The 25206-nt window shown below is 70.5% G+C and carries 23 protein-coding genes; 11 read left to right on the top strand and 12 right to left on the bottom strand.

All coding sequences use genetic code 11. From position 1 onward, the window contains the following. From ACTHJJ_RS08990 to ACTHJJ_RS08975, 4 genes are all read right to left on the bottom strand, one after another. The coding region (locus ACTHJJ_RS08990) for an MFS transporter (protein WP_440302605.1) at positions 1–1173 on the bottom strand (1173 nt) is incomplete at its 3' end. A 65-nt stretch (positions 1174–1238) separates the two neighbouring features. After that, complete coding sequence (locus ACTHJJ_RS08985) at positions 1239–1628, bottom strand: ester cyclase (protein ID WP_440302604.1); 390 nt, start codon at positions 1626–1628, stop codon at positions 1239–1241. 60 nt (positions 1629–1688) lie between these two features. Then, positions 1689–2999, bottom strand: a complete 1311-nt coding sequence (locus ACTHJJ_RS08980) for a hypothetical protein (RefSeq protein WP_440302603.1) — start codon at positions 2997–2999, stop codon at positions 1689–1691. Positions 3000–3167: 168 nt separating this feature from the next. After that, positions 3168–3770: a hypothetical protein gene (locus ACTHJJ_RS08975; RefSeq protein ID WP_440302602.1), complete on the bottom strand. Its 603-nt coding sequence runs from the start codon at positions 3768–3770 to the stop codon at positions 3168–3170. A 190-nt stretch (positions 3771–3960) separates the two neighbouring features. On the opposite strand from ACTHJJ_RS08975, the gene htpX reads away from it, so the two are divergent. From htpX to ACTHJJ_RS08960, 3 genes are all read left to right on the top strand, one after another. Continuing rightward, positions 3961–4836 carry a zinc metalloprotease HtpX gene (htpX, locus tag ACTHJJ_RS08970; protein ID WP_440302601.1) on the top strand — a complete coding sequence of 292 codons (876 nt, stop codon included), beginning with the start codon at positions 3961–3963 and terminating at the stop codon, positions 4834–4836. Positions 4837–4918: 82 nt separating this feature from the next. Next, a complete protein-coding gene (locus tag ACTHJJ_RS08965) occupies positions 4919–5551 on the top strand; it encodes a hypothetical protein (RefSeq protein ID WP_440302600.1) in 633 nt (210 codons plus the stop codon). A 36-nt stretch (positions 5552–5587) separates the two neighbouring features. Beyond that, the gene (locus tag ACTHJJ_RS08960) at positions 5588–7417 is read left to right on the top strand and encodes a M1 family aminopeptidase (protein ID WP_440302599.1); all 1830 of its coding nucleotides are present in this window, start codon (positions 5588–5590) and stop codon (positions 7415–7417) included. Positions 7418–7536: 119 nt separating this feature from the next. Here ACTHJJ_RS08960 and ACTHJJ_RS08955 read toward each other — a convergent pair whose 3' ends face one another. From ACTHJJ_RS08955 to ACTHJJ_RS08935, 5 genes are all read right to left on the bottom strand, one after another. Next, positions 7537–7980 (bottom strand): ester cyclase, encoded by a 444-nt coding sequence (locus ACTHJJ_RS08955; protein ID WP_440302598.1) that lies wholly within the window; start codon positions 7978–7980, stop codon positions 7537–7539. Between the two features lie 145 nt (positions 7981–8125). Next, positions 8126–9394 carry a S1C family serine protease gene (locus ACTHJJ_RS08950; protein WP_440302597.1) on the bottom strand — a complete coding sequence of 423 codons (1269 nt, stop codon included), beginning with the start codon at positions 9392–9394 and terminating at the stop codon, positions 8126–8128. Between the two features lie 69 nt (positions 9395–9463). Further along, complete coding sequence (locus ACTHJJ_RS08945) at positions 9464–10900, bottom strand: sensor histidine kinase (RefSeq protein WP_440302596.1); 1437 nt, start codon at positions 10898–10900, stop codon at positions 9464–9466. A gap of 51 nt (positions 10901–10951) precedes the next feature. Then, positions 10952–11668, bottom strand: coding sequence for a response regulator transcription factor (locus tag ACTHJJ_RS08940; RefSeq protein ID WP_440302595.1), 717 nt, complete (start codon positions 11666–11668; stop codon positions 10952–10954). Between the two features lie 54 nt (positions 11669–11722). Further along, the gene (locus tag ACTHJJ_RS08935; protein WP_440302594.1) at positions 11723–13372 is read right to left on the bottom strand and encodes a DNA repair helicase XPB; all 1650 of its coding nucleotides are present in this window, start codon (positions 13370–13372) and stop codon (positions 11723–11725) included. Between the two features lie 95 nt (positions 13373–13467). Between ACTHJJ_RS08935 and ACTHJJ_RS08930 the strand changes: the two genes are divergently transcribed. Further along, a complete protein-coding gene (locus tag ACTHJJ_RS08930; RefSeq protein ID WP_440302593.1) occupies positions 13468–14469 on the top strand; it encodes a hydroxymethylglutaryl-CoA lyase in 1002 nt (333 codons plus the stop codon). A 3-nt stretch (positions 14470–14472) separates the two neighbouring features. On the opposite strand, the gene ACTHJJ_RS08925 is transcribed toward ACTHJJ_RS08930, so the two are convergent. Continuing rightward, positions 14473–16791 (bottom strand): helicase-associated domain-containing protein, encoded by a 2319-nt coding sequence (locus ACTHJJ_RS08925; protein ID WP_440302592.1) that lies wholly within the window; start codon positions 16789–16791, stop codon positions 14473–14475. Between the two features lie 55 nt (positions 16792–16846). On the opposite strand from ACTHJJ_RS08925, the gene ACTHJJ_RS08920 reads away from it, so the two are divergent. The 3 genes from ACTHJJ_RS08920 to ACTHJJ_RS08910 all read left to right on the top strand — a co-directional run bounded on the left by ACTHJJ_RS08920 (position 16847) and on the right by ACTHJJ_RS08910 (position 19195). After that, complete coding sequence (locus ACTHJJ_RS08920; protein WP_440302591.1) at positions 16847–17767, top strand: aldose 1-epimerase family protein; 921 nt, start codon at positions 16847–16849, stop codon at positions 17765–17767. Between the two features lie 104 nt (positions 17768–17871). Beyond that, a complete protein-coding gene (locus tag ACTHJJ_RS08915; RefSeq protein ID WP_440302590.1) occupies positions 17872–18267 on the top strand; it encodes a cold-shock protein in 396 nt (131 codons plus the stop codon). Further along, on the top strand, positions 18242–19195 hold the full coding sequence (locus ACTHJJ_RS08910) for a DUF3027 domain-containing protein (protein ID WP_440302589.1): 954 nt from the start codon (positions 18242–18244) through the stop codon (positions 19193–19195). The genes ACTHJJ_RS08915 and ACTHJJ_RS08910 overlap by 26 nt, the downstream gene beginning before the upstream one ends. A 37-nt stretch (positions 19196–19232) precedes the next feature. Here ACTHJJ_RS08910 and ACTHJJ_RS08905 read toward each other — a convergent pair whose 3' ends face one another. Beyond that, positions 19233–19490 carry a DUF2530 domain-containing protein gene (locus ACTHJJ_RS08905; protein ID WP_440302588.1) on the bottom strand — a complete coding sequence of 86 codons (258 nt, stop codon included), beginning with the start codon at positions 19488–19490 and terminating at the stop codon, positions 19233–19235. 58 nt (positions 19491–19548) lie between these two features. Between ACTHJJ_RS08905 and ACTHJJ_RS08900 the strand changes: the two genes are divergently transcribed. From ACTHJJ_RS08900 to ACTHJJ_RS08890, 3 genes are all read left to right on the top strand, one after another. Then, positions 19549–21045, top strand: coding sequence for an NCS2 family permease (locus tag ACTHJJ_RS08900; protein ID WP_440302587.1), 1497 nt, complete (start codon positions 19549–19551; stop codon positions 21043–21045). 211 nt (positions 21046–21256) lie between these two features. After that, on the top strand, positions 21257–21721 hold the full coding sequence (locus ACTHJJ_RS08895) for a MarR family winged helix-turn-helix transcriptional regulator (RefSeq protein ID WP_440302586.1): 465 nt from the start codon (positions 21257–21259) through the stop codon (positions 21719–21721). After that, positions 21718–23016, top strand: coding sequence for an MFS transporter (locus ACTHJJ_RS08890; RefSeq protein WP_440302585.1), 1299 nt, complete (start codon positions 21718–21720; stop codon positions 23014–23016). The genes ACTHJJ_RS08895 and ACTHJJ_RS08890 overlap by 4 nt, the downstream gene beginning before the upstream one ends. Before the next feature lie 107 nt (positions 23017–23123). On the opposite strand, the gene ACTHJJ_RS08885 is transcribed toward ACTHJJ_RS08890, so the two are convergent. Next, positions 23124–24404 carry an MFS transporter gene (locus tag ACTHJJ_RS08885; protein ID WP_440302584.1) on the bottom strand — a complete coding sequence of 427 codons (1281 nt, stop codon included), beginning with the start codon at positions 24402–24404 and terminating at the stop codon, positions 23124–23126. 75 nt (positions 24405–24479) lie between these two features. Here ACTHJJ_RS08885 and ACTHJJ_RS08880 point away from each other — a divergent pair, with 75 nt between their 5' ends. Beyond that, a complete protein-coding gene (locus tag ACTHJJ_RS08880) occupies positions 24480–25106 on the top strand; it encodes an ArsR/SmtB family transcription factor (protein WP_440302583.1) in 627 nt (208 codons plus the stop codon). The last annotated feature ends 100 nt before the right edge of the window (positions 25107–25206 follow it).

The raw sequence follows: 25206 nt of genomic DNA, 5'->3' as shown, positions 1-25206 counted from the left end.
GACGATGATCCCGGCGATGAGCAGCCAGCCGGTGGCGCCCCAGTTCATCGCGAGGAACGTGTAGAGGGCCGGGGCCCAGACTCGCCCGAGCGTGCCGCTCATCTCGGCGGCGCCCTGGTACGCGCCGCGCTGCCGCGGGTCCATCAGCTCGGCCTCGAAAGACCAGCTTGCGGCAGACAGGTAGAGCTCGGCACCGGTCACCGTGACGTGCCCGAGCCAGACCAGCGCGATCGTCACCCAGCCGACGGTGTCGTGTGTCGCCAGGGTGATCAGGCAGGACACGACGAAGAACATCGACGAGAGCCGGATCGCCCCGAGCGCGCTGGGCACGTCCTTGACCCTGCGCGACGTGACCATCGGCAGGAAGATGCACATGACGGTGGTGGTGCCGAACAGGAACGCCAGCAGTACCCGCGGGGCATCGGTCTTCTCGACGAGCCATAGCGGGATGACGACGTTGAGCAGCACCTGGTTCGTCCAGAACACGCCGCCGAAGAACGTCGTGAGGAGCCAGCCGGGGTTGCGGAGCGGCCCCGGTCCGGGGATCTTCACATTGCGGTCCTCGGGGGTGCGCTCGTCGTGGGCCGCCTTCGGCAGGCGGGTGATCGCGGCGGCGTTGACGAGGAACGCCACGGCGGTGAACCACGGCAGCGCGTGCAGGACATCGTTGGAGTGGAACGCCAGGGCGATGCCGCCGAGCATCGAGCCGAGCGTGAAGCCGACGTTGAGCGCCGAGTACATGTAGGCGCGGGACTTGACGCGCTCGCCGGCCGGGAGCACGTCGATGGTGTACGCGCCGTAGGCCGCGCCACCCAGCGCGCCGATGACCTCCATGCCGATGGCCATCAGGACGTAGCCCTCGAAGCCGTTGATGAGCGGCCACAGCGAGAACATGGCGGCCTGGCCCGTCGCGCTGACGGCCCACATCTTCTTGGGTCCGAAGCGGTCGACGAGCTTGCCCATCGGCAGCGCCGCCAGGAACGCGGCGATTCCGGCGAAGGTCAGGCCGAGGCCGACCTGGGCGGCGGACAGCCCGACGATCTGGGTGAAGAACACTGCCGAGCCGGTCATGAAGGTGCCCTCGCCCAGGGCGAAGAGCAGTGACTGCGCGGCGAGCCGTCCGGCCAGGGGTGATGGGGGGCGTGTGTGGCGGAGGACGGCGTCGAGAATCACCCGGAGATTCTCCGGATCCTGACGGCGGATGTCGCGTCATTTTCCGGGCGCGTCTGAACCGGGACCTACTTCTCGTCCAAGGAGCCGACATCGGCGATTTCCCACGCTTCGGCGATCTTGCCGTCCCGAAGGTGGCAGATGACGGCCTGATCCATCCGGAAGGACTGTCCGCTTCCCGCAATGCCAGCGAAGTGGTGGCGGAGAGTTCCGCTCACGATGACACGGGCCATTTCCACATCCCCCTGCGCCACCACCTCCTGTACTTCGTGGCGGAGGTCGGGTATCGCCGCTACTGCCTCCCGCCACACCGCCTTCTCTGATTCGACGTCCTCGGTCGAGAGCCCCCGAGGTGCGTGGACCACGACATCTGGATGCAGGAGATCATCGAAGGCCTCGACGTGACCGAGATCGCCGGCGGCGAGCCAGCGAGTAACGACGTGAGCTGGCTCATCCATGCCTCATTGTCTTCCGGAGCGGCGAGCGGCACTCACTTTTTGCCCAGCGCCGGACGGTGCTCAGTCCTCGTGGACCGGCACGCCGTCGAGGGAGGGGACCGCGCCTTGGATGTCGGTGGCTCTCGAGCCGGCCCCCTGCGCCTCGATTCCGACGCCGACGGTGACCTCTGCGATGGATGCGCCGTCGGCCACCTCCAGCGTGGTGACGCCCGGCCCTTCGGTGCGGAGTGCACCACCGATGGCCACCGATTCGATCTGGCCGCCCGCCTTGACCGAGAACGCGATCGCCTTGAGCGTGACCTGCACGCCCTTGACCAGGCTGGAGCCCTCGCCGCCGGTCGTCACGACGTCGTGGTGCACGGTCAGGCTGCCCATCGGCCGGCTGACCTGGATGCCGACGGAGCCGTCGCCGGTGGTCCTGATGGAGTGGAAGGACGCTTCCTTGAGGGTGCCGTCGTAGAGGTTGAAGCCGCGGGCGCCGCCGCCGGTGGTGATGACCGGCGCCTGCATGTCGAGCCTGTCGATGTCACCGAAGTTGACGAAGCCGATGCCGGAGGGGCCGGTCGACCTCATCTCCGCGGTCGAGACCCACTCCTTCACGTAGCCCCAGTTGTCGAGGACCATGTCGTTCTGGCCATGGGTGGTCACCTGGCCGGCGTTGACCACCCGGTCGACGCGAGCCCCGGAGACGACGAAGACGCCGCCGCTGATCTTGTCCGGTGTGCCGGGGGCGATACCGCCGTCGGTGACCACCTTGCCGGTCTCGATCAGGTCGGCCTCGAAGGAGCCGCCGGCCAGGCGGCCCAAGCGATCGCCGTACCCGGCGACGAAGATGCCCGAGCCGCGCACGGGTGTCTCGTCCGTGCCGATCGAGACGTCCCGCAGCGTGGCGCTGAACGACGAGGACGCGTCCTTCTGGCGGTTCCAGAGGGTGAGCCCGCCCTGGAGCACATCCACGCCGTACCCATGCGGCTGATCGGCGCGTCCGCGGACGTCAGCGTCCTGGACGTGCAACCCGCTGGCCTCCACCCGGACGGTCATCGTCTCGGCCTCTGCCACCAGGTACACCTGCCCGACCGTCGTCACGTTCCGGAAGGACAGTGTGCCGGCGTCCGGGATGCTGGTGTCGTTGTAGACCGCCACCTCGTACGGCGTCGTCCTGATCGCGATGTCCCGCAGGGTGTTGTCCCGGGTGAGGCGCACCCCCTTGGCGAGGAACACGAGCTCTCCACCCACCAAGGTCGTCCCCGGCGGGAGCGTGACCGACGGGGAGCCCGTGATGGTGCCGTCCACCTGGATCTCACGGGCCCCGGAGCCGAGCGCCCGCCCGAGCTCGTCCGCGCTGCGCACCGTCACACGATCCGTCGCCATCCCTCCGTTCTAGCCCTTCACGCCACCCCTGAACAGCCCCGGAGACCGGGCATGGCCACCGCCTTGCTGGCGGCGGAGCCGGGCCCAACGCGGCCATGAGGAAGCCCCGCCGGGGGTGGCCGGCGGGGCTGGTGGGGGTTGTGGCGACTGTTACCTCAGCTGGTCACCTCAGACGGTGGCCGGGGTGCGGTCCTCGCGGGTGACGACCATGTCGCTGGCGGTCTTCGCGTGCCGGAGGCCGAGGAGGCCGAGGATCAGGAAGAGACCGGCACCGACGAAGGAGGCGACGCTGGCGAGGGCCGCGATCTTGCCGATGGTCCCGAAGGCGTAGGCGTTGAGGAGGAGGCCGCGGAGGGTGTTGCCCATGAAGAGCGTCTGGCGCAGCTGGCCGAGCTCGGCGACCTTGGCCTGGTCGGCACCCGGGTCCTTCGACATCTTCATGAACTCGCCCGAGACCTCTTCATACGTCTTGCCGTTCGAGGCCGCGTTCATGTGGACGAGGATGTAGTGGTCCGCGAAGGCCTTGGCCTGGTCGCCCGTGGTCATCTGGGTCTTGCCGTCGGACCAGGGCTGCAGTGCGGCCTTGTCGGCCGGGTCCATCTTCTCGATGGCCGCCGCCGCCGGCATCATGATCTTCTGCGACCCGAGCTGGTCGTGGACGTTCTGGTTCGTGAAGTTGCTGGCCCAGGTGAGCAAGCCGCCCGCGACGAGCAGTACCGCCGCGAGGAGGAGGCCGGTCCAAGAGATGAGCTTGTCGAGGGTCTTGCGCATGGTTCTCTCCTGTGTGAGTTCCCGGGTGGCCGGGCGTTTTTCCCTGTACGACAGAAACTACTACTACTTGTAGTACTACGCGAGCTGGTTGCATGCTCAACCACGGTGATCTACGACACTGTGTCGCAGAGCGGGAGCTTCGACGCCACGGCCACCGGAACAGCCGCCTCTGGTCGAACGTTCAACGGGCATGCACAACCACTTCAACGGGCTGAAGACCGCTGCCCTTTTCGGTGCCATCTGGGTGCTGCTGCTCGGTCTCGGCGCGCTGATCGGCGGCGGCCGCTACATCTGGGTCTTCGCGCTCATCGGCGTCGGCACGACCGCCTACGGCTACTGGAACTCCGACAAGCTGGCGATCCGCGCGATGCACGCGTACCCGGTCTCCGAGGCGCAGGCACCGGGGATGTACCGCATCGTCCGCGAGCTCTCGACGCGCGCCGGCAAGCCGATGCCGCGGCTCTACGTCTCCCCGACGCAGGCGCCCAACGCGTTCGCCACCGGCCGCAACCCCAAGCACGCGGCCGTCTGCTGCACGGAGGGGATCCTCCAGCTGCTCGACGAGCGCGAGCTGCGCGGCGTGCTGGGGCACGAGCTCATGCACGTCTACAACCGTGACATCCTGACCAGCTCGGTGGCCGCGGCGGTCGCCGGCGTGATCACCTCGATCGGGCAGATGCTGATGTTCTTCGGAATGTTCGGCGGCGGCGGCTCCGACGAGAACCGGCCCAACCCGCTTGCACTGCTCGCGATGAGCTTCCTCGCGCCGCTCGCGGCGATGATGATCCAGATGGCGATCAGCCGCACGCGCGAGTACGACGCCGACGAGGACGGCTCGAAGCTGACCGGTGACCCGCTCGCCCTCGCCTCGGCCCTTCGCAAGCTCGAGTATGGCGTCCAGCGGGCCCCGCTCTCGCCCCAGCAGGACATCGTCAACGCGAGCCACATGATGATCGCCAACCCGTTCCGGTCCCAGGATGTCTCGCGTCTCTTCGCGACGCATCCGCCGATGGACCAGCGGATCGAGCGTCTCGAAGCGATGGCCGGAGGCCCGCGCCGGTACTGACACGGACGGCTCGAAAGGGTCGGGGCGCGATGCTCTGCAACCCGTGCGACGGGGGCTGTCCGCATCTGGCAGGCTCGCCCTCATGCGCAGTCTCACCCTCGCCGAAGCCCGTGACCGTTCCGAGCTGATCACCGTCGGCTCGTATGCCGTTCAGCTCGATCTCGACCAGGGCGCCGAGGTCTTCGGCTCGGTCGCGACGGTCCGCTTCACGTGTGGCTCGCCGGGTGCCGACAGCTGGGTCGACGTGAAGGCGCGGGAGGTCCGCTCGATCCGGCTCAACGGCCGGGAGCTGGACCCGGCGACGGTCGACGACGGCCGCCTGCCGCTGCCCGACCTCGCGGCCGACAACGAGCTCACGGTCGAGGCGACGATGGCCTACAGCCACGACGGGCAGGGCCTGCACCGGGCCACCGACCCGGCGGACGGGCGGGACTACGTCTACGGGCACCTCTTCCTCGACGCGGCCCCGAGCGTCTTCGTCTGCTTCGACCAGCCCGACCTCAAGGCGCCCTACGACATCACGGTGAAGGCCCCCGAGGAGTGGACCGTCATCGGTAACGGCGCGGCCACCCGTACCGCCCCGGGGCGGTGGACCCTCGCGACGACGAAGCCGCTCGCGACCTACTTCGTGACGATCTGCGCCGGGCTCTACTCGTCCGTGTGTGACGAGCACGACTTCTTTCTGCTCGCGGTCCTCGCCCGCCATTCGCTTTAGGGGCCGTTCGAGCGGCACGCCCCCGAGATCTTCGAGGTGACGAAGCAGTCGTTCGACTACTTCCACGGCCTCTTCGGCATCCGTTACCCGTTCGGCGACTACGACCAGGTCTTCGTCCCGGAGTTCAACGCGGGCGCGATGGAGAACCCGGGCTGCGTCGTCCTCCGTGACCAGTACATCTTCCGCGGCGCCGCGACCCAGGACGAGCTGCTGACCCGCGCCAACACCGTCTCCCACGAGATGTCGCACATGTGGTTCGGCGACCTCGTCACGATGAAGTGGTGGGACGACCTCTGGCTCAACGAGTCGTTCGCGGAGTACATGTCGCACCGCTGCCTCGTCGACGCGACCCAGTACAGCGAGGCGTGGGTCGACTCGTCCATCGAGCGCAAGGTCTGGGGGTACGGCGCCGAGCGCTCGCCCTCGACGCACCCGGTCGCCGGGGTCGAGGCGCTCGACGCCATCAGCGCCCTGCAGAACTTCGACGGCATCTCCTACGCCAAGGGTGCGGCGGCGCTGCGGCAGCTCATCGCGTATGTCGGCGACGACCGGTTCATCGCCGGCGTGCGCACCTATCTGACGGACAAGGCCTACGGCAACGGGACGCTCGCCGACTTCCTCGCCGCCATCGAGGCCGCGAGCGGCCGGGACCTTGGCGGCTGGGCCAAGGCGTGGCTGCTCACCGCGGATCGCGACACCCTCCGCGTCGACCTCGCGGAGGCGGACGGCCGCGTCACCGCGGCGACGCTGACGCGTCAGGCGCCCCACGACCACCCCGCCGACCGGCCCCATGCCCTCGACGTCGCCGGGTGGACCGACGGCACCGAGACGGCGCGCGTGGCGACGACCATCGGATCGCCCGAGGTGTCGCTCGACGGGCTCGTGGGCACGGCGGCGCCGGACGTTCTGGTGCCGAATGCCTCCGACCTGACCTGGGCGCGAATCGTCCTGTCCGGCAAGACGATCCATGCCCTGCCCGGCCAGCTCGGCGAGGTGGCCGACGCGCAGGCCCGCGCTGTCGTGTGGTCCTCGCTCATCGACGGCCTCCACCTGGCCGACGTCGCGCCGGCCACCCTCCTCGACGTCTTCGAGGGGGCGTGGACGAGCGAGACGAACTCCTCGATCCTGACGCGGATGGCCGCCTACGCGGAGCAGGTCGTCGTGGGTGTGTTCCTCCCACGCGAGGAGCGGCCCGCGGCGCGCGAGCGGCTCGCGCGCTGCGGACAGGCCCTGCTCGACACCGCGGAGCGGGGCTCGACGTCCTCGCTCGCCGCGGCACGTCTCGTCGCGGGCACAAGCGCCGACGAGGAGCTCCTGCACGGCTGGGCCTCGGGCCACGGCCTGCCCGCGGGGCTCGAGGACGACGGCGACTTCCGGTGGATCGTCGTGCGCAACCTGGCCCGTCGCGGAGCCCTGTCGGACGCCGACATCGAGAGCTTCCGCGCGGCCGACGACACCCTGCAGGGCTCGCTCAACGCCCTCATGTGCCGGGCCTCCCGGCCCGATCCCGAGGCGAAGGCCTGGGCGTGGGAGCAGCTCACCGGCCGCAACGGCCGATCGAACTACGAGATGAACCACCTCGCCCGCGGCTTCTGGGCGGCCCCGAGCGACGACCTCGTCGAGCCGTACGTCGCGCGCTACTTCGTCGAGGTGCCCGCCATGAGCGCCTGGGTCGGCGAGGACGCCCTCTCGCGGGTCGTCACCCTAGGGTTCCCGCAGGTCCACACGGCCGAGACAGCCCGCCTCAGCGCCCAGACCCTCGAGCGCGACGACCTGACCCCGGCGGTGCGGCGCTCGCTCGTGGACGCCGACGCGGACCTACGCGAGGTCCTCGCCTCCCGAGCCGCCTTCCGCGCCGGCGCCTGACCGTCAGGGCCCACCTCAACGTCGAGTGAGCGCTCAGCCACACCGGTCACGCCCACTGGGCGGGGCTGGTGGGAAGGGGCGCTCACTCGACGGTGAGCGGCGTACTGGGATCTGCCCGGTCAGCGGGCAGTGGCCGGTGCCCCGCTCGGCGTGCCGAGGTGGCCCAGCTGCCGCAGCAGGGCCAGGTCGTCCGTGACGATCCAGCGCTCGGTCGCGAGGCCCGCGTCGTCGAACCGCCGGAACGTCATCGCCCGCCACTCGAGGACCCGCCCCGTCGGGCGCGCCCCGTGCAGCACCCCCTCGTGGGTGCCGCGGTAGGTATGACGGGTCGCGACGAGGTCGCCGCTCGCGACGATGTCCTCGACGGTCGAGGTCACGTCGGGTAGCGCCTCACGCATGGAGGTGAGGAACTCCCGGTGCCCGGACAGGTTCGGCTCGAGGTGCTCGGGCAGCCCGTGGATCACCGCGTCCGGGGCATAGCTCGCGAGGTAACGGTCGAGGTCGCCGGCGTTGAAGGCTGCGATCGCGTCGAGGGTGTTCTGCCTGTTCCGTTCCGCGTCCATGTTCCAGTCTCACCCGAGCGGCGCTGGGGCGCCCAGCGATCGCCCGCTGAGCGGCATACCTCTCGTGCTCTCGTGGGCATGGTTTGAGGTGCCCTAGCGGCGGGAGGGACCGCTCGAGCACCTCAAACCGGCGAGGGAGAGTACGTCAGCCGGCTGAGCTGGCGGGCTTGACGGCGAGGGTCACGTCGAGCTCCAGCCGCTGTCCGTTGCGGATCACGGTGAGCTTGGCCTGTTCGCCGGCCTTCATCTCCCGGACCTGGGCGACCAGCGCGGTCGAGGAGTCGACGCGCTCGCCGTTGACCATGATGATGACGTCGCCCTGCCGGACTCCGGCCTTCTCGGCGGGCGTGCCGGAGGCGACCCGGACGACCTGGGCGCCGGCGCGCTTGGCAGAGCGGTCCGTCACGACCGCGTCGCGGGCGCTCACCCCGAGGAAGGCGTGGTCGGCGTGGCCCTTCTCGATCAGCTGGCTCGCGATCGACTTGGCCTCGTTGACGGGGATCGCGAAGCCGATGCCGATGTTGCCGCTCTGGCCGCTGCTGCCGAAGCCGCCGCCGCCGAGCTGGGCGATCGAGCTGTTGATGCCGATGAGCTCACCCTTGCCGTTGACGAGTGCGCCACCGGAGTTGCCGGGGTTGATCGCCGCCGACGTCTGGATCGCGTTCGTCACGACCGCGTCGCTCGTCGTCTGGTTACCGCCCTGGGGCGACTGGTTCTGGTCGCTCGCCTGCGTCGTCACCGGCCGGTTGAGGGCGCTCACGATGCCGGTCGTCACGGTGCCGGAGAGGCCGAGCGGGTTGCCGACCGCCATGACCGGGTCACCGACGGACACCTTGCCGGAGTCGCCGATCGTCATCGGCGTGAGGTCCGAGGGCGCGCTCTGGATCTTGATGACCGCGAGGTCGGTCGAGGGATCGGTGCCGACGATCGACGCCGAGTATGTCCGTCCATCATTGAGCGCGACCGAGATGGAGCCGTTCGACGCGCCGGAGACGACGTGGTTGTTGGTCAGCACGTGGCCCTGGTTGTCGATGATGACGCCTGAGCCGGCCCCCTCGCCGTTCTGGAGGACGACGTCGATGCTGACCACGCTCGGGCTGACCGCCTTGGCGACCGCGGTCCAGTCGGGGGCGGCGGCGTTGCCTTGGATGACCGTCGGTGAGGTGGAACCCTGCTGGAGCGTCTGCGAGCTCGCGTTCTGGGTGCCACCGGCGGTGCCCTCGCCGCCGGCCTGGGTGGCCGCGTAGGTCCCGCCGCTCGCGAGGACGGCCGCGAGCAGGGCGACACCGACCATCTCCCCGAGGTGACGCTTCTGCTTGGGCTCCTTGGTGCGGTGGTCCTGCGGGGTGGGCCGCTCCTCCGGGGGAGGCGGCACGGCAGACATGGGGTTGTGCGTGCCGGGTGCCATGGTCATGGCTTCTCCTTCGCTCGGCTGGTTGGTACCCAGTTGACGGCACGAGCTTTGGTGGCCCCTCTGGTGCTCCTATGAGTCCACTGTGTGCTCGCCGTTGGGAGGCTGAACGGGCAGTTCCACCACGAACGTGGCGCCGCCGCCCGGCGTCTCGTCCGCGCGGACCGTTCCGCCGTGGGCCTGGACGATCGCGTCGACGATGGCGAGGCCGAGCCCGTTGCCACCACCGTGCCCGCGGCTGCGCGAGGCATCCGCACGATAGAACCTTTCGAAGACGGTGGCCCTGTCCTCCTCCCGGATGCCATACCCATGGTCGCGGACCGCAAGCGCGACGTGACCACGGTCCATCGGCCCGACGAGGATCTGGATCGGGGTCCCGGCCGGGGTGTGGACCCGCGCGTTCGTCACGAGGTTCGTCACGACCTGGCGCAGCTGGCGCTCGTCGGCGACCAGCTCGGTCGGGTGGATCGGCCCCGCGATCCCGGTGGCGGTGACGAGCCGGCTGGGATCGATCGTGCGAGCGTCCTGGGCGGCGTCGGCGGCGAGCACCGCGAGGTCGACCGGTCCGAGCTGGAGGGGCCGCTCGCCGTCCAGGCGCGCGAGGGTGAGCAGGTCGTCGACGAGGTCGCGCATCCGGTGGCTCTCGCCCTCGATCCGGCCCATCGCGCCGGCAACGGCCTCCTGAGTCGGAAGGGCCCCCTGCCGGTACAGCTCCGCATAGCCCGAGACCGCCGCGAGCGGCGTGCGCAGCTCGTGGGAGGCATCGGCGATGAACCGGCGCATCTTCGCCTCGTTGGCCTGCCGGACCGCGAACGAGCGCTCGATCCGCGCCAGCATGACGTTCAGCGACCGGGACAGGGAGGCCACCTCGTCCTCGGCACCGGGCACCTGGATGCGTCGCGTCAGGTCGCCGGCGGCGATGGCGGCCGCGGTGTCCTCGATCTCGGCGAGTGGGCGGAACGCCCGTCTGACGAGGAACCACCCCAGTGCAGCGCAGATCGCGAGGACGATGGCGCCGATTCCTGCGGCATACCAAAGGAACTGGTCCACGGTGTTGTCGAGGTTCCGCAGCGACAGGGCGACGACGAAGGTATCGCTCTTGTCCTGGTTCGTCGTGGCCAGGGCGAGCCACCGCACGCCCCCGCCGATCGAGCCGACCGTGAAGACGCGGTCTTGCTTGACCCGGTCGTCGTTGGGGCGGATCAGCGGGATGTCGGCCTTGTCCCGCTCGGTGACCGCCTCACCGAGATAGCGCTGGTAATCGCCGTGGGCGGGGATGACCCGCAGGGTGAACCCGGTCGGGAGCAGCGGACGCGAGTCATCGAGCTGGGTCGGCTGGAGCCGGCTGACGCTCGCTGCATAGAGCCGGAGCTCCTGAGAAGCCTGGTCGAGCAGGTAGCGGTTGAGCAGGGCACTCGTGACGACGAGCGTCAGGGCGAGCGCGATGAGGATGAGGCTGAGGGCCACGGTGAGCAGCCGCCAGCGGAGCGGGATGGCACGCAGCCTCACCCCGCCCCTACCGCGGTTCCTCGAGGTTGCGACGTTGATGGCAGCCACCCGTCAGGACGACGACTCCGGCGGAACCCGCAGGACGTAGCCGACCCCACGCTTGGTGTGGATGAGAGAGGGAAGCCCGTCGACGTCGATCTTGCGGCGCAGGTAGGAGATGTACGACTCGACGATCCCGGACTCGCCGCGGAAGTCGTAGTCCCAGACGTGGTCGAGGATCTGCAGCTTGGACAGGACCCGGTTCGGGTTCAGCAGCAGGTAACGCAGCAGCTTGAACTCCGTGGGGGACAGGTCGATGACACGGCCGGCGCGGCGGACCTCGTGGGAGTCCTCGTCGAGCTCGAGGTCGTGGAAGCGGAGCGTTGCGGAGTCGTCGTCGACCGGTCCGCGGGTGCGCCGCAGGACGGCTCTGATGCGGGCGACGACCTCCTCGAGGCTGAACGGTTTCGTCACATAGTCGTCCCCGCCGACAGTGAGCCCGGCGATCTTGTCGCCGATGGAGTCACGAGCGGTGACGAAGACGATCGGCTGCTGCCGGCCTCGGTCGCGCAGGCGCCTCGTCACCTCGAACCCGTCGACGTCGGGCAGCATGACGTCGAGCACGACGAGGTCGGGCTCGCAGCTTTCGGCGAGGGCAAGCGCACTCGCCCCGTCGTCGGCGGTGTCGACCTCGAAACCGGCGAACCGGAGGGAGGTCGCAAGCAGTTCGCGGATGTTCGGCTCGTCCTCGACGACGAGGAGGCGGGCCTCAGGGGTTTGTGTCTCCACGCTCCACAGTGTCCCGACGTTTGCTGTGAGTTCACTGGGAACGCGGTGGACGTCTCAGAGGTCGTCCGCGTCGACGATCCGGTAGGCGTAGCCCTGCTCGGCGAGGAACCGCTGGCGGTGCGCCGCGAACTCCGAGTCGACCGTGTCCCGGGCAACGACCGTGTAGAAGTGCGCCGTGCGCCCGTCACCCTTGGGCCGCAGGACGCGGCCGAGGCGCTGCGCCTCCTCCTGACGGGAGCCGAACGTGCCGCTGACCTGGATCGCCACGGAGGCCTCGGGCAGGTCGATCGAGAAGTTCGCGACCTTCGACACGACGAGGCGGGTGATCTCGCCGGAGCGGAACGCGTCGTAGAGGCGCTGCCGCTCCTTGACCGTCGTCTCACCGGTGATGACGTCCGCGCCGAGCCGCTCGGCGAGCTCGTGGAGCTGGTCGAGGTACTGGCCGATGATGAGGGTCGGTTCCGTATGCCGCTCAGCGAGCTTCTCGACGACGGGCAGCTTCGCATCGGAGCAGGAGGCGAGCCGGTAGCGGTCGTCCGGCTCCGCTGTCGCATAGGCCATCCGCTGCCCATCGGGCAGGGACACGCGGACCTCGACGCAGTCGGCCGGCGCGATGTAGCCCTGTGCCTCGATGTCCTTCCACGGCGCGTCGAAGCGCTTGGGCCCGATGAGCGAGAAGACGTCGGCCTCCCGGCCGTCCTCGCGCACGAGCGTCGCGGTCAGGCCGAGCCGGCGCCGGGCCTGCAGGTCGGCGGTCATCCGGAAGATCGGGGCCGGCAGGAGGTGGACCTCGTCGTAGACGACCAGGCCCCAGTCGCGGGCGTCGAGCAGGTCGAGGTGCGTGTAGGCACCCTTCCGCTTCGTCGTCAGCACCTGGTAGGTGGCGATGGTGACGGGGCGGATCTCCTTGCGGGCGCCGGAGTACTCGCCGATCTCGTCCTCGGTGAGGGAGGTGCGCCGGATCAGCTCGTCCTTCCACTGGCGGGCGCTCACGGTGTTGGTGACGAGGATCAGGGTCGTCGCTTTGGCGGCAGCCATGGCACCCGCGCCGACCAGCGTCTTGCCGGCGCCGCAGGGGAGCACGACGACGCCGGAGCCGCCGTGCCAGAAGCCGTCGACGGCGTGCTGCTGGTAGGGCCGCAGGTGCCAGCCGTCCTGGACGAGGTCGATCGGATGCGCCTCACCGTCGACGTAGCCGGCGAGGTCCTCCGCGGGCCAGCCGACCTTGAGCAGCTCCTGCTTGAGGTGGCCGCGCTCGCTGGGGTGGACGACGACTGCGAGGTCGTCGATCCGCTCGCCGGTCAGAGGCTTGATCTTCTTGTGCCGCAGGACCTCCTCGAGGACGGGGCGGTCCGTGGTGCGCAGCACGAGCCGGGTGCCTTCCGGGCTGTCGGCGAAGCCTTCCTTCTCGAGCGTGAGCCGGCCGTAGCGGTCCATCGTCTCGGCGATGTCGACGAGGAGGGCGTGGGGCACCGGGTAGCGGCTGTGCGTGATGAGGGCGTCGACGACCTGCTCGGCGTCGTGTCCGGCGGCCCGGGCGTTCCAGAGGCCGAGGGGTGTCACGCGGTAGGTGTGGACGTGCTCCGGGGCACGCTCGAGCTCGGCGAAGGGCGCGATGGCTCGCCGGGCCTCCTCGGCTCGCGGGTGGTCGACCTCGAGGAGAAGGGTCTTGTCGCTCTGGACGATGAGGGCTCCGTCATTCATCAGAGTCACCAACACCGGCGCCGGGGCCGCTGTTCCCTGCGGCGCCCGCCACGCTTCCTGGGGAGGGGGTCGTCACGGCTGACAGTATGGACGACATGCGCACCCCTCAGGTCGAGCCGGCAGCGGGACTGCCCGCCGAGGTGACCATCTACGAGGTCGGCCCCCGCGACGGGCTGCAGAACGAGAAGACCGTCGTCTCGGCCGCCACCAAGGTGGAGTTCATCCGGCGCCTCGAGGCGGCCGGCCTGCGGACGATCGAGACGACCTCGTTCGTGCCGGCCAAGTGGGTGCCGCAGATGGGCGACGCCGAGCAGGTCCTCGGCGCGCTGGGCCCGGACGGGGTCGGCCGGCGCCGCCCGGCGCTCGTGCCCAACGAGCGCGGCCTCGACCGGGCTGAGGAGCTGGGCCTGCGGGCCATCGCGATCTTCGGGTCGGCCACCGAGACCTTCGCCCAGAAGAACCTCAACCGGTCGGTCGCAGAGCAGTATGCGATGTTCGAGCCGGTCGTGAAGCGGGCCAAGGCCGACGACATGTGGGTGCGGGCCTACGTCTCGATGTGCTTCGGCGACCCCTGGGAGGGGCCGGTCCCGATCGAGCAGGTCGTCGATGTCGCCGAGCGGCTCATGGGGCTCGGCTGCGACGAGCTGAGCCTCGGCGACACGATCGGGGTCGGCACGACGGGGCACGTCCATCGGCTCCTCGAGGCGCTGGACCAGCGGGGGATCGGCACGGACCGGATCGCGGTCCACTTCCACGACACCTACGGCCAGGCGCTCGCCAACACGATGGCCGCGCTGCGCGACGGCGTTGCGGTCGTCGACGCGTCGACGGGCGGTCTCGGCGGCTGTCCCTACGCCAAGTCCGCCACCGGCAACCTCGCTACCGAGGACCTCGTCTGGGCTCTGGGAGGGGCCGGGGTTCGAACCGGGGTCGACCTGGAAAAGCTCGTCGAGACGAGTGTCTGGATGGCGCAGCAGCTAGGGCGGCCCAGCCCGTCGAACGTCGTGCGGGCCCTCGGCGGCGGCCAGGCCCTCGCCGGCGGCGAGGCCCTCGAGGCCGCGCTGCCGCCCGAGACAGACGAGCCCCCGGTCGGCTGACGCTCAACCATCAGGATCGAGGGTGGCGCCCGTGATGCGGTGGATCGAGTAGCTCTTCTCGTGTCCCGCCGCGTCGGTCGCGCGCACCTGGCCACCCTCGACCCGCCGTGGGTGGATGAGCTCGCGGGTCGTCGCCCCGTGCCGGTCGCTGACCCCGATCCAGACCCCGTGCCGGTCCGCGGCCGCGTCCCGCAGGAGCGCGAGGGTCACGACCGGGTCGCTCACCGGGATGGGTGGCCCCTCGCGCTGCTCCTCCTCGGCGCGCCGGGCGTCCGCGGCCGCCTCCGCCGTCCGGAGCCCCGCGACGAGGGAGCGGGTGAACGGCTCGTCGACGGGCGAGACGATCGTGGCTGCCTGCCGCCGAGTCCTCGCCCGCCGACGTCTCGTCTCGGCGACGACCACGCTCCCGTCGGGTGACTCGGTCACGGGCGCGAAGCCGGCATCGTGCAGGACGTCCGTGACGACCGCCGGGCTCGCTTGGGAGACAAGGACGGTCGGCGCGACGCGCCGTAGCAGGAGCGGGGCGAGCTCGCGCGAGGCCAGCATCGCCTCAAGGACGGCCTGGTCATCCGAGCGGATGTATGCCGCTGAGCCCCCGACTCGCGTGCGCCCGTGCTTCCGCGCGACATCCGACACGAGGTACTCGAGCGGCTGGGGGAGCGGCGTGCGGCTCGACCGGCGCAGGGTGTCGACCAGCTGGGATGCCGCCCAGCCGGCGTCGAGTGCCCGCCGGACCGACTCGTTCGTGAAGCGGTAGACCGTCGCCCCGCCACGCGACTCGACGTCGGCGGCGAGACGCATCAGCTCGGCGAGGTCACCGACGAGGGGCCCTGGTGCGACGGCGGTCAGGTCCGCTTGCAGCAGAACGTGGTCGACCGGCTCCGGCAGCTGCGCCGCCATCGCCGCGGCTGCCGCCTCGACACCGTCAGGGGTGGGCCCCGTCCCAGCCTTCGAAGGGGGCGGGTGCGAGCCGAGGAGCGCGCGACCCGCCGTGGAGAGGGCGCCGCGTCCGGTGAGGCCCAGCCACTCCGCCTCCCGCAGCACGGCCACGACGGCATCGCCGAGGACGGAGCCGGACCGGAGCGGGCGTCGCCAGAGCAGGCGCTGCGTCACGTCCTCGGCGCTGGGCGCCGAGCCCGGGGACAGGTCGGCGAGCTCCGTGAGGACGTCCCGGCGGATCGCCCGGATGGGGGGCCACTGGACATCCGGTCCGAGCGCGTTCGCGACGCCCGAGGCCCCCGGAGTGCGCTGCCCGACGAGGTGAGGCGCTCGCGTCATCCGGAGCCAGGCGGCGGCGAGGCCGGCCCAGCGGTGGCCCGCGTCCGAGGCGGACCACTCGTCGAGCTCCGGTGTGGGCGCCCACACGGGCACGATCTCGCCGTCGTCGGCGAGGAGGTGAGCGGCATACATGAGCTCGACGAGAAACCCCGTGCGTGCGGTGTCGGCATCGAGCAGCTCGCTCGTGCGCTTGAGGTCCCGCACGGACACCCCGCCGGCACGCAGCACGCGGGGCGGCTCGGCGCCCCAGGCCTCCACGACCTCGTCGACCTGGGTCAACAGCTCGCTGGCGGCGCCGCCCCCGAGGGCGTCCACGGCCGTCACGGTGCGCGCGGGCAGGTCCGGCGGGTCGAGCTCGACCCGGCGGTGCAGACGGCCGCCGCGCAGGGCGAGGCCGACCTCGCGAGGCAGGGCGACGCGGTCCACGGAGACGGTGACGAGCAGGTGGCGCTCGAGGAGCCAGCGCACGGCCGTCTGGCCGGGCCCGCTCGTCGGCAGCACGCCGAGCGGCGGGCCCCAGGCCATTTTCTCGAGCACGGCGCGGGCGGAGGACGGTGCCTCGTCGAGGAGGGCGGCGAGCTCGGCACCGTCCTCGATCGACGTGACCGGCCCGTTCGGGGAGGGGCGCAGCTCGCGGATCGGCGCGCCCAGCCCGGCCACGTTGCGGCCGAGGACCTCGGGCACCGTGCGGACCACGTGGTGCCTCCCGTCGGTGCGCCAGAGCAGCGCGGAGCGCCAGAGGTCTTCGACGATCGCGCCGATCCTCGCGCCACACGCCTCGTCCACGCCGAGCAGGCGGCGCACGTCGTCGAGGGTGGCGTCCTCGCCCGCCACGACCAGGGCCTCGAGGACCTGCAGGTGGCCTCGGTCGAGGGCCTCGACGGCACGTTGGACACTTGCCTTCGTGCTGGCGCGCGCGGCGAGGCCGGTCAGGTCCGCGGGCGCCGGCCGGGCGAGGTCGGGGCGCGCCAGGACCAGCGCCACGAGCTCGTCGTCGGTGCGGCGCCTGATGTCGTCGGCGAGGCTGCGGCTCGGAACGGCCATGGTCTCCAACCTAGTGGCGGGGAGGCACGGACCCTCAGGCCGATACGCTCTCGGCATGAGTCAGGTGACGCCGGAGGCACCGACCGGTCAGCAGTTCACCATCGCGCACGGACCGTTCGAGGCGACGGTCGTCGAGGTCGGCGGAGGCCTCCGCAGCTTCACGAGGGACGGCGTCCCGGTCGTCGCCGGGTATGCGGAGGCCGAGGAGTGCCGGTCCGGTCGGGGCCAGCAGCTCATGCCCTGGCCGAACCGGATCCGCGACGGCAAGTACGACTTCGGCGGTGAGTCGGAGCAGCTGTCCATCACCGAGGTGCCGCGCCACAACGCCAGCCACGGCCTGGTCCGCTGGTCCCTCTGGGAGCTGCTCGAGCACGAGCGCGACTCGGTGACGGTCCGCTACCGCCTGCACCCGCAGCCGGGCTGGCCGCACCACCTCGACCTGCGCACCACCTACGTCCTCGACGACACCGGCCTGATCGTCACTCCCGCCGCCCGCAACGTCGGCAGCGGCCCGGCACCCTTCGGCTATGGCGCCCACCCCTACCTCTCGATCGGCTCGCTGCTCATCGACGACGTCGAGGTACACGTCCCGGCGTCGACCTGGCTCGCGACCGACGACCGGATGCTGCCGACCGAGACCCACCCGGTGGACGGCACGCGCTACGACTTCCGCGACGGGGGCCGCGTCGGCTCCGAGATCCTCGACACGGCCTACACCGACATCGAGCGTGACGCCGACGGGATGTGGCGCTGTCGGGTGCAGTCGGACGAGTTCGGGTCGGTGACCCTCTGGGCCGATGCCGCCTTCCCGTGGCTGCAGGTCTTCACCGGTGCGGCGCACCTCGGCAAGGGCGAGCCGGGCATCGCCGTCGAGCCCATGTCGTGCCCGGCCGACGCGTTCAACTCCGGAACCTCCCTGGTCGTCCTCGAGCCGGGCGAGGAGTGGACCGGCACCTGGGGCATCCACCCCGGCTGAGCCGACAACCACCGATCCTGCCGGGGGCCGTGATACTCGGTTCGACGGGGCCGCTGGTCCCGTTAGGCTTGGAGGACTTTCGAGCAACGAGCAAGGGGTGGACTGTGCCCACTGGCAAGGTCAGGTTCTACGACGCCGACAAGGGCTTCGGCTTCATCGCCGAGGACGAGGGCGCCGATGTGTTCCTGCATGCGAGCGCCCTGCCCGAGGGTGTCACGACGCTGAAGAAGGGCGCCCGTGTCGAGTTCGGCATCGTCGAGGGCCGACGCGGCGCGCAGGCGCTCTCGGTCCGGGTGCTCGACCCGGCGCCGTCCGTCGCCGCGAACCGCCGCGAGCGCGACCGGAAGACCACCGAGGAGATGGTCGTCATCATCGAGGACCTCATGCAGCTCCTCGACGGCATGAGCACCGGCCTGCGCAAGGGCCGCTACCCCGACCGCAAGGTCGGCGCGAAGGTCGCCCAGGTGCTCCGTCGTGTCGCCGACGACCTGGAGGGCTGAGGTGGCCCCGGCCCCGACTGCCAGCAAGAAGGACGCCGTCCTCGCCGACGCCGTCCCGCTCGCGCGCACCGAGCTCGAGAAGGTGGCCGAACCGGGCACGGTCGGCGAGCACCTCGGCGTCGAGATGCTCGGCGAGCGGCTCGCCATGCACTGGTTCGAGTGCCTCTCACCCGGTTACGGCGGCTGGCGCTGGGGCGTGAGTGTCGCCCGCGTGTCTCGGTCCCGCGTGGCCACGGTCTGCGAGACGAACCTGCTGCCCGGCCACGAGGCGATCCTCGCGCCGGAGTGGGTGCCCTATGCCGACCGGCTCGCGCCCGGCGACCTCGGTGCCGGCGACGTGCTGCCCTACCGCGAGGACGACCCGAACCTGGTGCCCGGGTTCGAGGCCACCGGCGACGAGGACGTCGACCGGCTCGCCATCTGGGAGCTCGGCCTCGGCCGCCCACGCGTGCTGTCCGCCGAGGGCCGTGAGACCGCCGCCTCCCGGTGGTACGAGGGCGATCCGGGCCCGACGTCAGAGGTTGCGCAGAAGGCGCCGGCGCCCTGCTCGACGTGTGGCTACTTCCTGCCGATGGCCGGTGCGCTGCGTGCCGTCTTCGGCGTCTGCGCCAACGAGTGGTCGCCCTCCGACGGGCGCGTCGTCTCGCTCGACCACGGCTGCGGTGCCCATTCGGAGGCGGACCTCAAGCCGCCGAAGCCCACCCCTGTCGCGGACCCCGTCCTCGACGAGCTCGCCGTCGACATCGAGGTCCACCCGTCCGGGGAGGCTGGCCCCTCCACGGAAGGTGGCCCCTCGACCGAAAGTGGCACCTCGACGGAGGATGACGGCGAGTCCGGGCCGAGCGCGGAAAGCGCAGCGGGCGCGGAGGGCGCGGAGGGCGCGGAGGGCACGCCCGAGCAGGACTCAGCCGAGCCGCATACGGACTGAGCGGCATACGGACTGAACGGCGCGGTTGCCCTGAGGCTCAGGCGTCCGCCGCATTGCCGCGCCCGCGCCTGACGTAGGTCAGGCCGATCCCGCCGAGGCCGAAGCCGGCGACGCAGCACCACGGCCACCACGCCTTGTCGCCCGTGTGCAGCGCGGGCACGAGCATCACGACGAACAGTGCGACGAGCCAGCAGAGCATGCCGACCTCGACGATCCGGACCATCGGGACGTGGACCGGCGTGAGGTCCTCGGCAGGGGACGGAGGGCCACTCGTCGGGGTCTCGTCGGTCGTCACGTGTCCACCCTAGAGCGTGCCGTCGGGTGCCAGGTAGCACGCCACTAGGGTGTGCGCCATGTCGACTAAAACCACCACTCGTCCGGCGCGTTCCGGGCTCGACTCGTTCTTCAAGATCTCCGAGCGAGGCTCGACCGTCGCCCGGGAGGTCCGGGGCGGGTTCGTCACCTTCTTCACGATGGCCTACATCGTCGTGCTGAACCCGATCATCCTCTCGGGCATCCAGGACGGCTCGGGCAACTTCATCGGTGGCACGAGCGACCTGACCCAGAGCAAGCTGCTGGTGGCAGTCGGCACCGCCCTCATCGCGGGCCTCATGTCGATCCTCATGGGCCTCGTCGCGAACTTCCCGATCGCGCTCGCGGCCGGGCTCGGCATCAACGGACTCATCGCGAGCATGGTCGTGGCGCACGCGGCGAGCGAGAAGATCACGTTCGCCGACCTCATGGGCCTCGTGTTCATCGAGGGCGTCATCATCCTCGTCCTGGTCCTCACCGGCTTCCGCGCCGCCGTGTTCCGCGCCATCCCGAAGCCGCTCAAGGTCGCCATCTCGGTCGGCATCGGCCTGTTCATCGCCTACATCGGCATCATCGACGCCGGATTCGCGCGGCCGACCATGAACGGGTCGGTCCCGAGCGAGCTCGGCATCGGCGGGAGCCTCGACGGCTGGCCCACCGTGGTCTTCGTCGCCGGCGTGCTCCTCATGGCGGTCCTCGTCATCCGCAAGGTCAAGGGCGCCATCCTCATCGGCATCGTCGCCGCGACGGTGCTCGCGATGATCCTCGAGGCGGTCTTCCACATCGGTGCCCGGGTCTACCAGGACGGCAAGCTCGTCAACCCGGAGGCGTGGGCGCTGAGCGTCCCACACTGGCCGTCCAGCCCGACGAACACCCCCGACTTCGGCATCCTCGGCCAGTTCAGCCTGCTCGGCTCCTTCGAGAAGCTCGGCATCGTGACGGCGGGCATGTTCGTCTTCACCCTCCTGCTCGCCGACTTCTTCGACACGATGGGCACGATCGTGGCGATCGGCGCCGAGGCGGGCCTCCTCGACGAGGAGGGCAACCCCCCGAAGACCCAGCAGATCCTCGTCGTCGACTCGATCGCCGCCGCCGCCGGTGGCGCGGCCGGCGTCAGCAGCAACACGTCCTCCGTCGAGTCGGCGTCCGGCGTCGGCGAGGGCGCGCGGACCGGGCTCGCCGCCATCGTGACCGGCGTGCTGTTCCTCCTCGCGACCTTCCTCGCCCCGGTCTTCGCCATCATCCCGTCCGAGGCGGCGACGCCCGCCCTCGTCATCGTCGGCTTCCTCATGATGCAGCAGGTGACCGGCATCGACTGGCGGGACATGGAGGTGGCGATCCCGGCCTTCCTCACGATCATGCTCATGCCGTTCACCTACAACATCACCGTCGGCATGGGTGCCGGCTTCATCGCCTGGGTCGTCATCAAGATCGCCAAGGGCCATGCCCGGACGATCCACCCGCTGCTGTGGGTCATCGCCGCGTCGTTCGTCATCTTCTTCGCGAAGGCGCCGATCGAGTCGATGCTGCTCGGCTGACCCGTCCGCCCACTCCCGGAAGGCCACGTCCCGCAAGGACGTGGCCTTCCGTCGTCCCCCCGAGGAGCAAGAGGTATGCCGCTGAGCGGGCCTCCGCTCCGCGGCATACCTGGTCTTTGGCGTTGATCGGCACCCGCTCGCCCCGCACGCGGAATAGTTAGCAAGGCTAATGAGTTATGCTAACGAATTGCCGGTAGGAGTTGGAGTGATGATGAGCAAGCAGACGGTGGAGGCAGTGAGCGGCCCCAAGCCGCTGACCCGGAGCGAGCTCTCCCGCCTCGCGAGCGACCTGCGCCTCGCGTGCATGCGGATCTCGCGGCGGGTGCGCTACGAGTCCGACCTGCTCCTGCCGCCGCACCAGTTCTCCGTCCTGTCCCGGCTCGAGTCGGGCCCGAAGACCAACAGCGAGCTCGCCGAGATCGAGCGGGTCAGCGCGCCCAGCATGAAGCGCACGACCAACGTGCTCGTCGAGGCCGGGTATGTCGCACGGGCCGACGACCCGACCGACGGGCGGCAGGTCATCCTGTCCCTCACCCCCGAGGGCCTGAAGACGCTCAGGGGAATCCGCCGCCACCGCGACGAGTGGATGCTGCAGCGCTTCGAGGGCCTGAGCGAGGAAGAGCACGCGCTCCTCGCCTCGGTCCGCGACGTGCTGCTCAAGGTGGCGAGCGAGTGAGTCCGACCTTCCATTCCCTCGGCATCCGCAACTACCGGATCTATGCCATGGGCGGCATCGTGTCGAACGTCGGCACGTGGATGGGCCGCGTCGCGCAGGACTGGCTCGTCCTGACCGTCCTCACCTCCGGCTCGGCGTCGGCGCTCGGCATCGTGACCGGGCTGCAGTTCCTGCCGTTCCTGCTGCTCGCCCCGTGGGCCGGCATGGTCGCCGACCGCGTGCCTAACCGGCGGCTGCTCGTCATGACCCAGTCGGCGCTCCTGCTCACGGCGCTCCTGCTCGCCGTCATCACGGCGACCGGTGCCGTCCAGCTCTGGCACGTCTACGCGATCGCCCTGATCCAGGGCGTCGCGACCGCGTTCGACAACCCGGCGAGGCAGACGTTCGTCTCCGAGATGGTCGACCGCGACCACCTCGCCAATGCCGTCGCGCTCAACAGCGCCTCGTTCAACATCGGCCGACTGGTCGGGCCCGGCGTCGCCGGCATCGTCATCGCGATCGTCGGGATCGCGCCCGCGATGTTCGTCAACGCTGCGAGCTTCCTGTTCGTGCTGGCCGCGCTCGCCATGATGAACGTCGGCGAGCTGATGCCGGCGCCGAAGTCGCGGGGCAAGGGCCAGATCCGCGAGGGCATCCGCTACGTCAAGGGCCGGCCCGACATCCAGCTGGTCATGTTCCTCGTCTTCATCCTCGGCACCTTCGGGATGAACTTCCAGGTGACCACGGCCCTGATGGCGACCCAGGTGTTCCACAAGGGGCCGGGGGAGTACGGCCTGCTCGGCTCGATCATGGCGATCGGGTCGCTGACCGGCGCCCTCATCGCGGCTCGGCGCAACCACCCGCGCCTGCGGATCCTGCTGCTCGCGCTCGTCGGCTTCACCGCTGCCACGCTCCTGCTGTCGATCGCGCCGACCTACTGGACCTTCGCCCTCTTCCTCGTGCCGACCGGGCTCGCCTCCCTCACCGCACTGACGACAGCCAACGCGACCGTCCAGCTTGCCGTGGACCCGGTGATGCGTGGCCGGGTCATGGCGCTCTACATGGCCATCTTCATGGGTGGCACGCCGCTGGGTTCACCGCTCATCGGCTGGATCGGTGACGCCTTCGGGGCCCGCTGGACGATCGCGATCGGCACGATCATGGTCGGCCTGTCCCTCCTGGTCGTCGCGATCTGGACCGCGCGGACGCAGAATGTGGCCGTGAGCTTCGAGACCCAGGGCCGTCCGCGACTCCGGATCGCCGTGAACCCGCCGCACCATCCCGAGATCTCCCCGGAGCCGGAGGCGGTGAAGTGAACTTCAACTTCCGGCACCGGATCACGGTTGCCGCGCTGATCCTCTTCATCGCGATCGCCATCATCGCGGCCCTCGTCAACCGGCACTGACCCGAGCCCGGCGCAGGGTCACGCCGCGGCCTCCGTGTCCTGCGTCGCGACCTCCGCTTCTGCCGCATCCTTCTCGCCGACCGCTGCCTCCCGGCGCAGCTCCCGTCGGGCCAGGAGGGCCAGCGGTGCGACGACGATGGAGGCGATCCCGAGCACGACGTAGGCCTGCCGTCCGCCGAGACCGGCCACCAGGCCGCCGCCGAGCAGCAGGCCGAGCATCGAGGCGCCTCGGGCCGCGCCACTGACCAGGGACATGACCCGGCCGCGAGCGGCTTCGGGGGCGCGCAGCATCAGGACGGTCGAGATGAGGACGTTGAGCACGCCGATGGCGATGCCGAAGGCGAAGTAGGCCGGGACCAGGGCGACGACGGAGGGGACGGTCCCGACATAGGCCAGCACCGCACCGATCGCGAGCATCGTGACCACCGCGCCGGTGACGCGGCCGACCTGGGAGCGGATCCTGCTCGCGAGCGCGGGCCCGAGGATCGAGCCGGCGGCGAAGCAGGCGCCGACGAGCCCGTAGGCCGTCCCGTCCGCCCCGAGGTCCTGCACGATGAGGATCGGCTCGGCGACGTTGCTCGCCTCCGCGGTCGTGACGAAGAGGAGCAGTGACAGGAGGAACAGCGCGATCACCCGGTCGGCGAGGACGACCCGCGTGCCTCCCGTCGCCGGGGTGGGCCGGCCCGGGCCCCGTTCCTCCGCGACGGCCCGTCGGGTCCGGACGAGCAGGGCGGCGGCGACGAGCAGGGCGAAGGAGGCCGTGTCGATGCTCATCGTCCAGTGCGGCCCGATCCGGTCGTAGAGCATCCCGCCTACGGCGTAGCCGACGAGGCCGGCCACCGCGCCCAGCGTCTGCGCCATCGCGATCGCCGTCGCGACGCGAGCCTCGCCGACGATCCTCGGCACGAGCGCCATCCAGGTCGGTCCGGTGACGACCTGCCCGCACTGGAGGAGGACGACGAAACCGAGCTGCACGGCATACGAAGGGCTCCACACCAGGCCCGCGGAGGCGAGGACCTGCAGCAGCCCGCCCCAGACGAGGAGGGTCCGGGAGCTGCGGCTGTCGACGAGGCGGCCGGCCGGCGCGGCGAGCAGGAGGACGGGAGCGGCGAAGGCCGCGAGGATCCCTGTCACGTGCGCCGCCGAACGTGTCTCGGCGGCGTCGAGCATGAGCACCGAGACCGCCACCGTGTCGCCGAGCAGGGACAGGGCGCGGGCCGGCAGGACGATGCGCATGTCCCGCTGGGACCACACGTCGCGCCAACGGGCTGGTTCGACATCGTGAAGGGATCGCTTCATAAGAGTGAAGCATAGGCTTCAGGTACGCGTGAAGGCAATACTTCACATCGGGCCGTTGCCTCGTATGCTGCTCACATGGCTCGACCGCAGCCCCTGACCCTCCGCGACCCCGCCGCTCTCAAGGCGCTCGCCCACCCGGTGCGTCAGGACCTCATCGCCCTGCTCGACGACGACAAGGTGGTCACCGCGACCGCCGCGAGCGAGCGTGTCGGCATGTCACCGTCCGCCGTGAGCCACCACCTGCGGCTCCTCGAGAAGTACGGCATCGTCGAGCGGGTCGAGGCCTCTGAGGATGCCCGCGAGCGGCCCTGGCGGCTGCGCCCGGGTGGGCTCAACCTCGTCCCGTCCGGTGGCGACACCTCATCGCAGGCGGCCGTCATGGTCCTGGTCCGCCGTCAGGTGGAGCGGCAGCTGGAGCGGATGGAGCAGCTGCTGAGGTCCGACGATGACGGCGTGGTCGAGGAGGCCGACGAGGAGGGCACCCTCGGCTTCGCCTTCACTCGGGCCCGCCTCACCCGCGAGGAGGCGCGCGAGCTCGTCGGCCGGATCGAGGCGATCCTCGAGGAGATGCGCGAGCGACGCGGACAGCACCCAGACAGGGACGCCGAGCTCGAGTACTCCCTCGCGGCGTCGTTCCTGCCCGCCGACCCCGAGGAGTTCGTCCGCCGCGTCAAGCGGGAGCGGTCGACGCGTCGCCAGTGACACCGCCGCGCCACACGGACAGCAGTCGGGCCCCAAATAAGGGCCCCGGGGGGGGGGGGGGGGGTGATAAGGGCGGTCGGGTGTAAAAATAATGGGTGTG

The sequence above is a fragment of the Intrasporangium sp. genome (genome assembly GCF_051961875.1).
Taxonomy (GTDB): Bacteria; Actinomycetota; Actinomycetes; order Actinomycetales; family Dermatophilaceae; genus Intrasporangium_A.
Note: the sequence above shows the minus strand (reverse complement) of the source record. Positions and strands in the feature narration are given on the sequence as shown.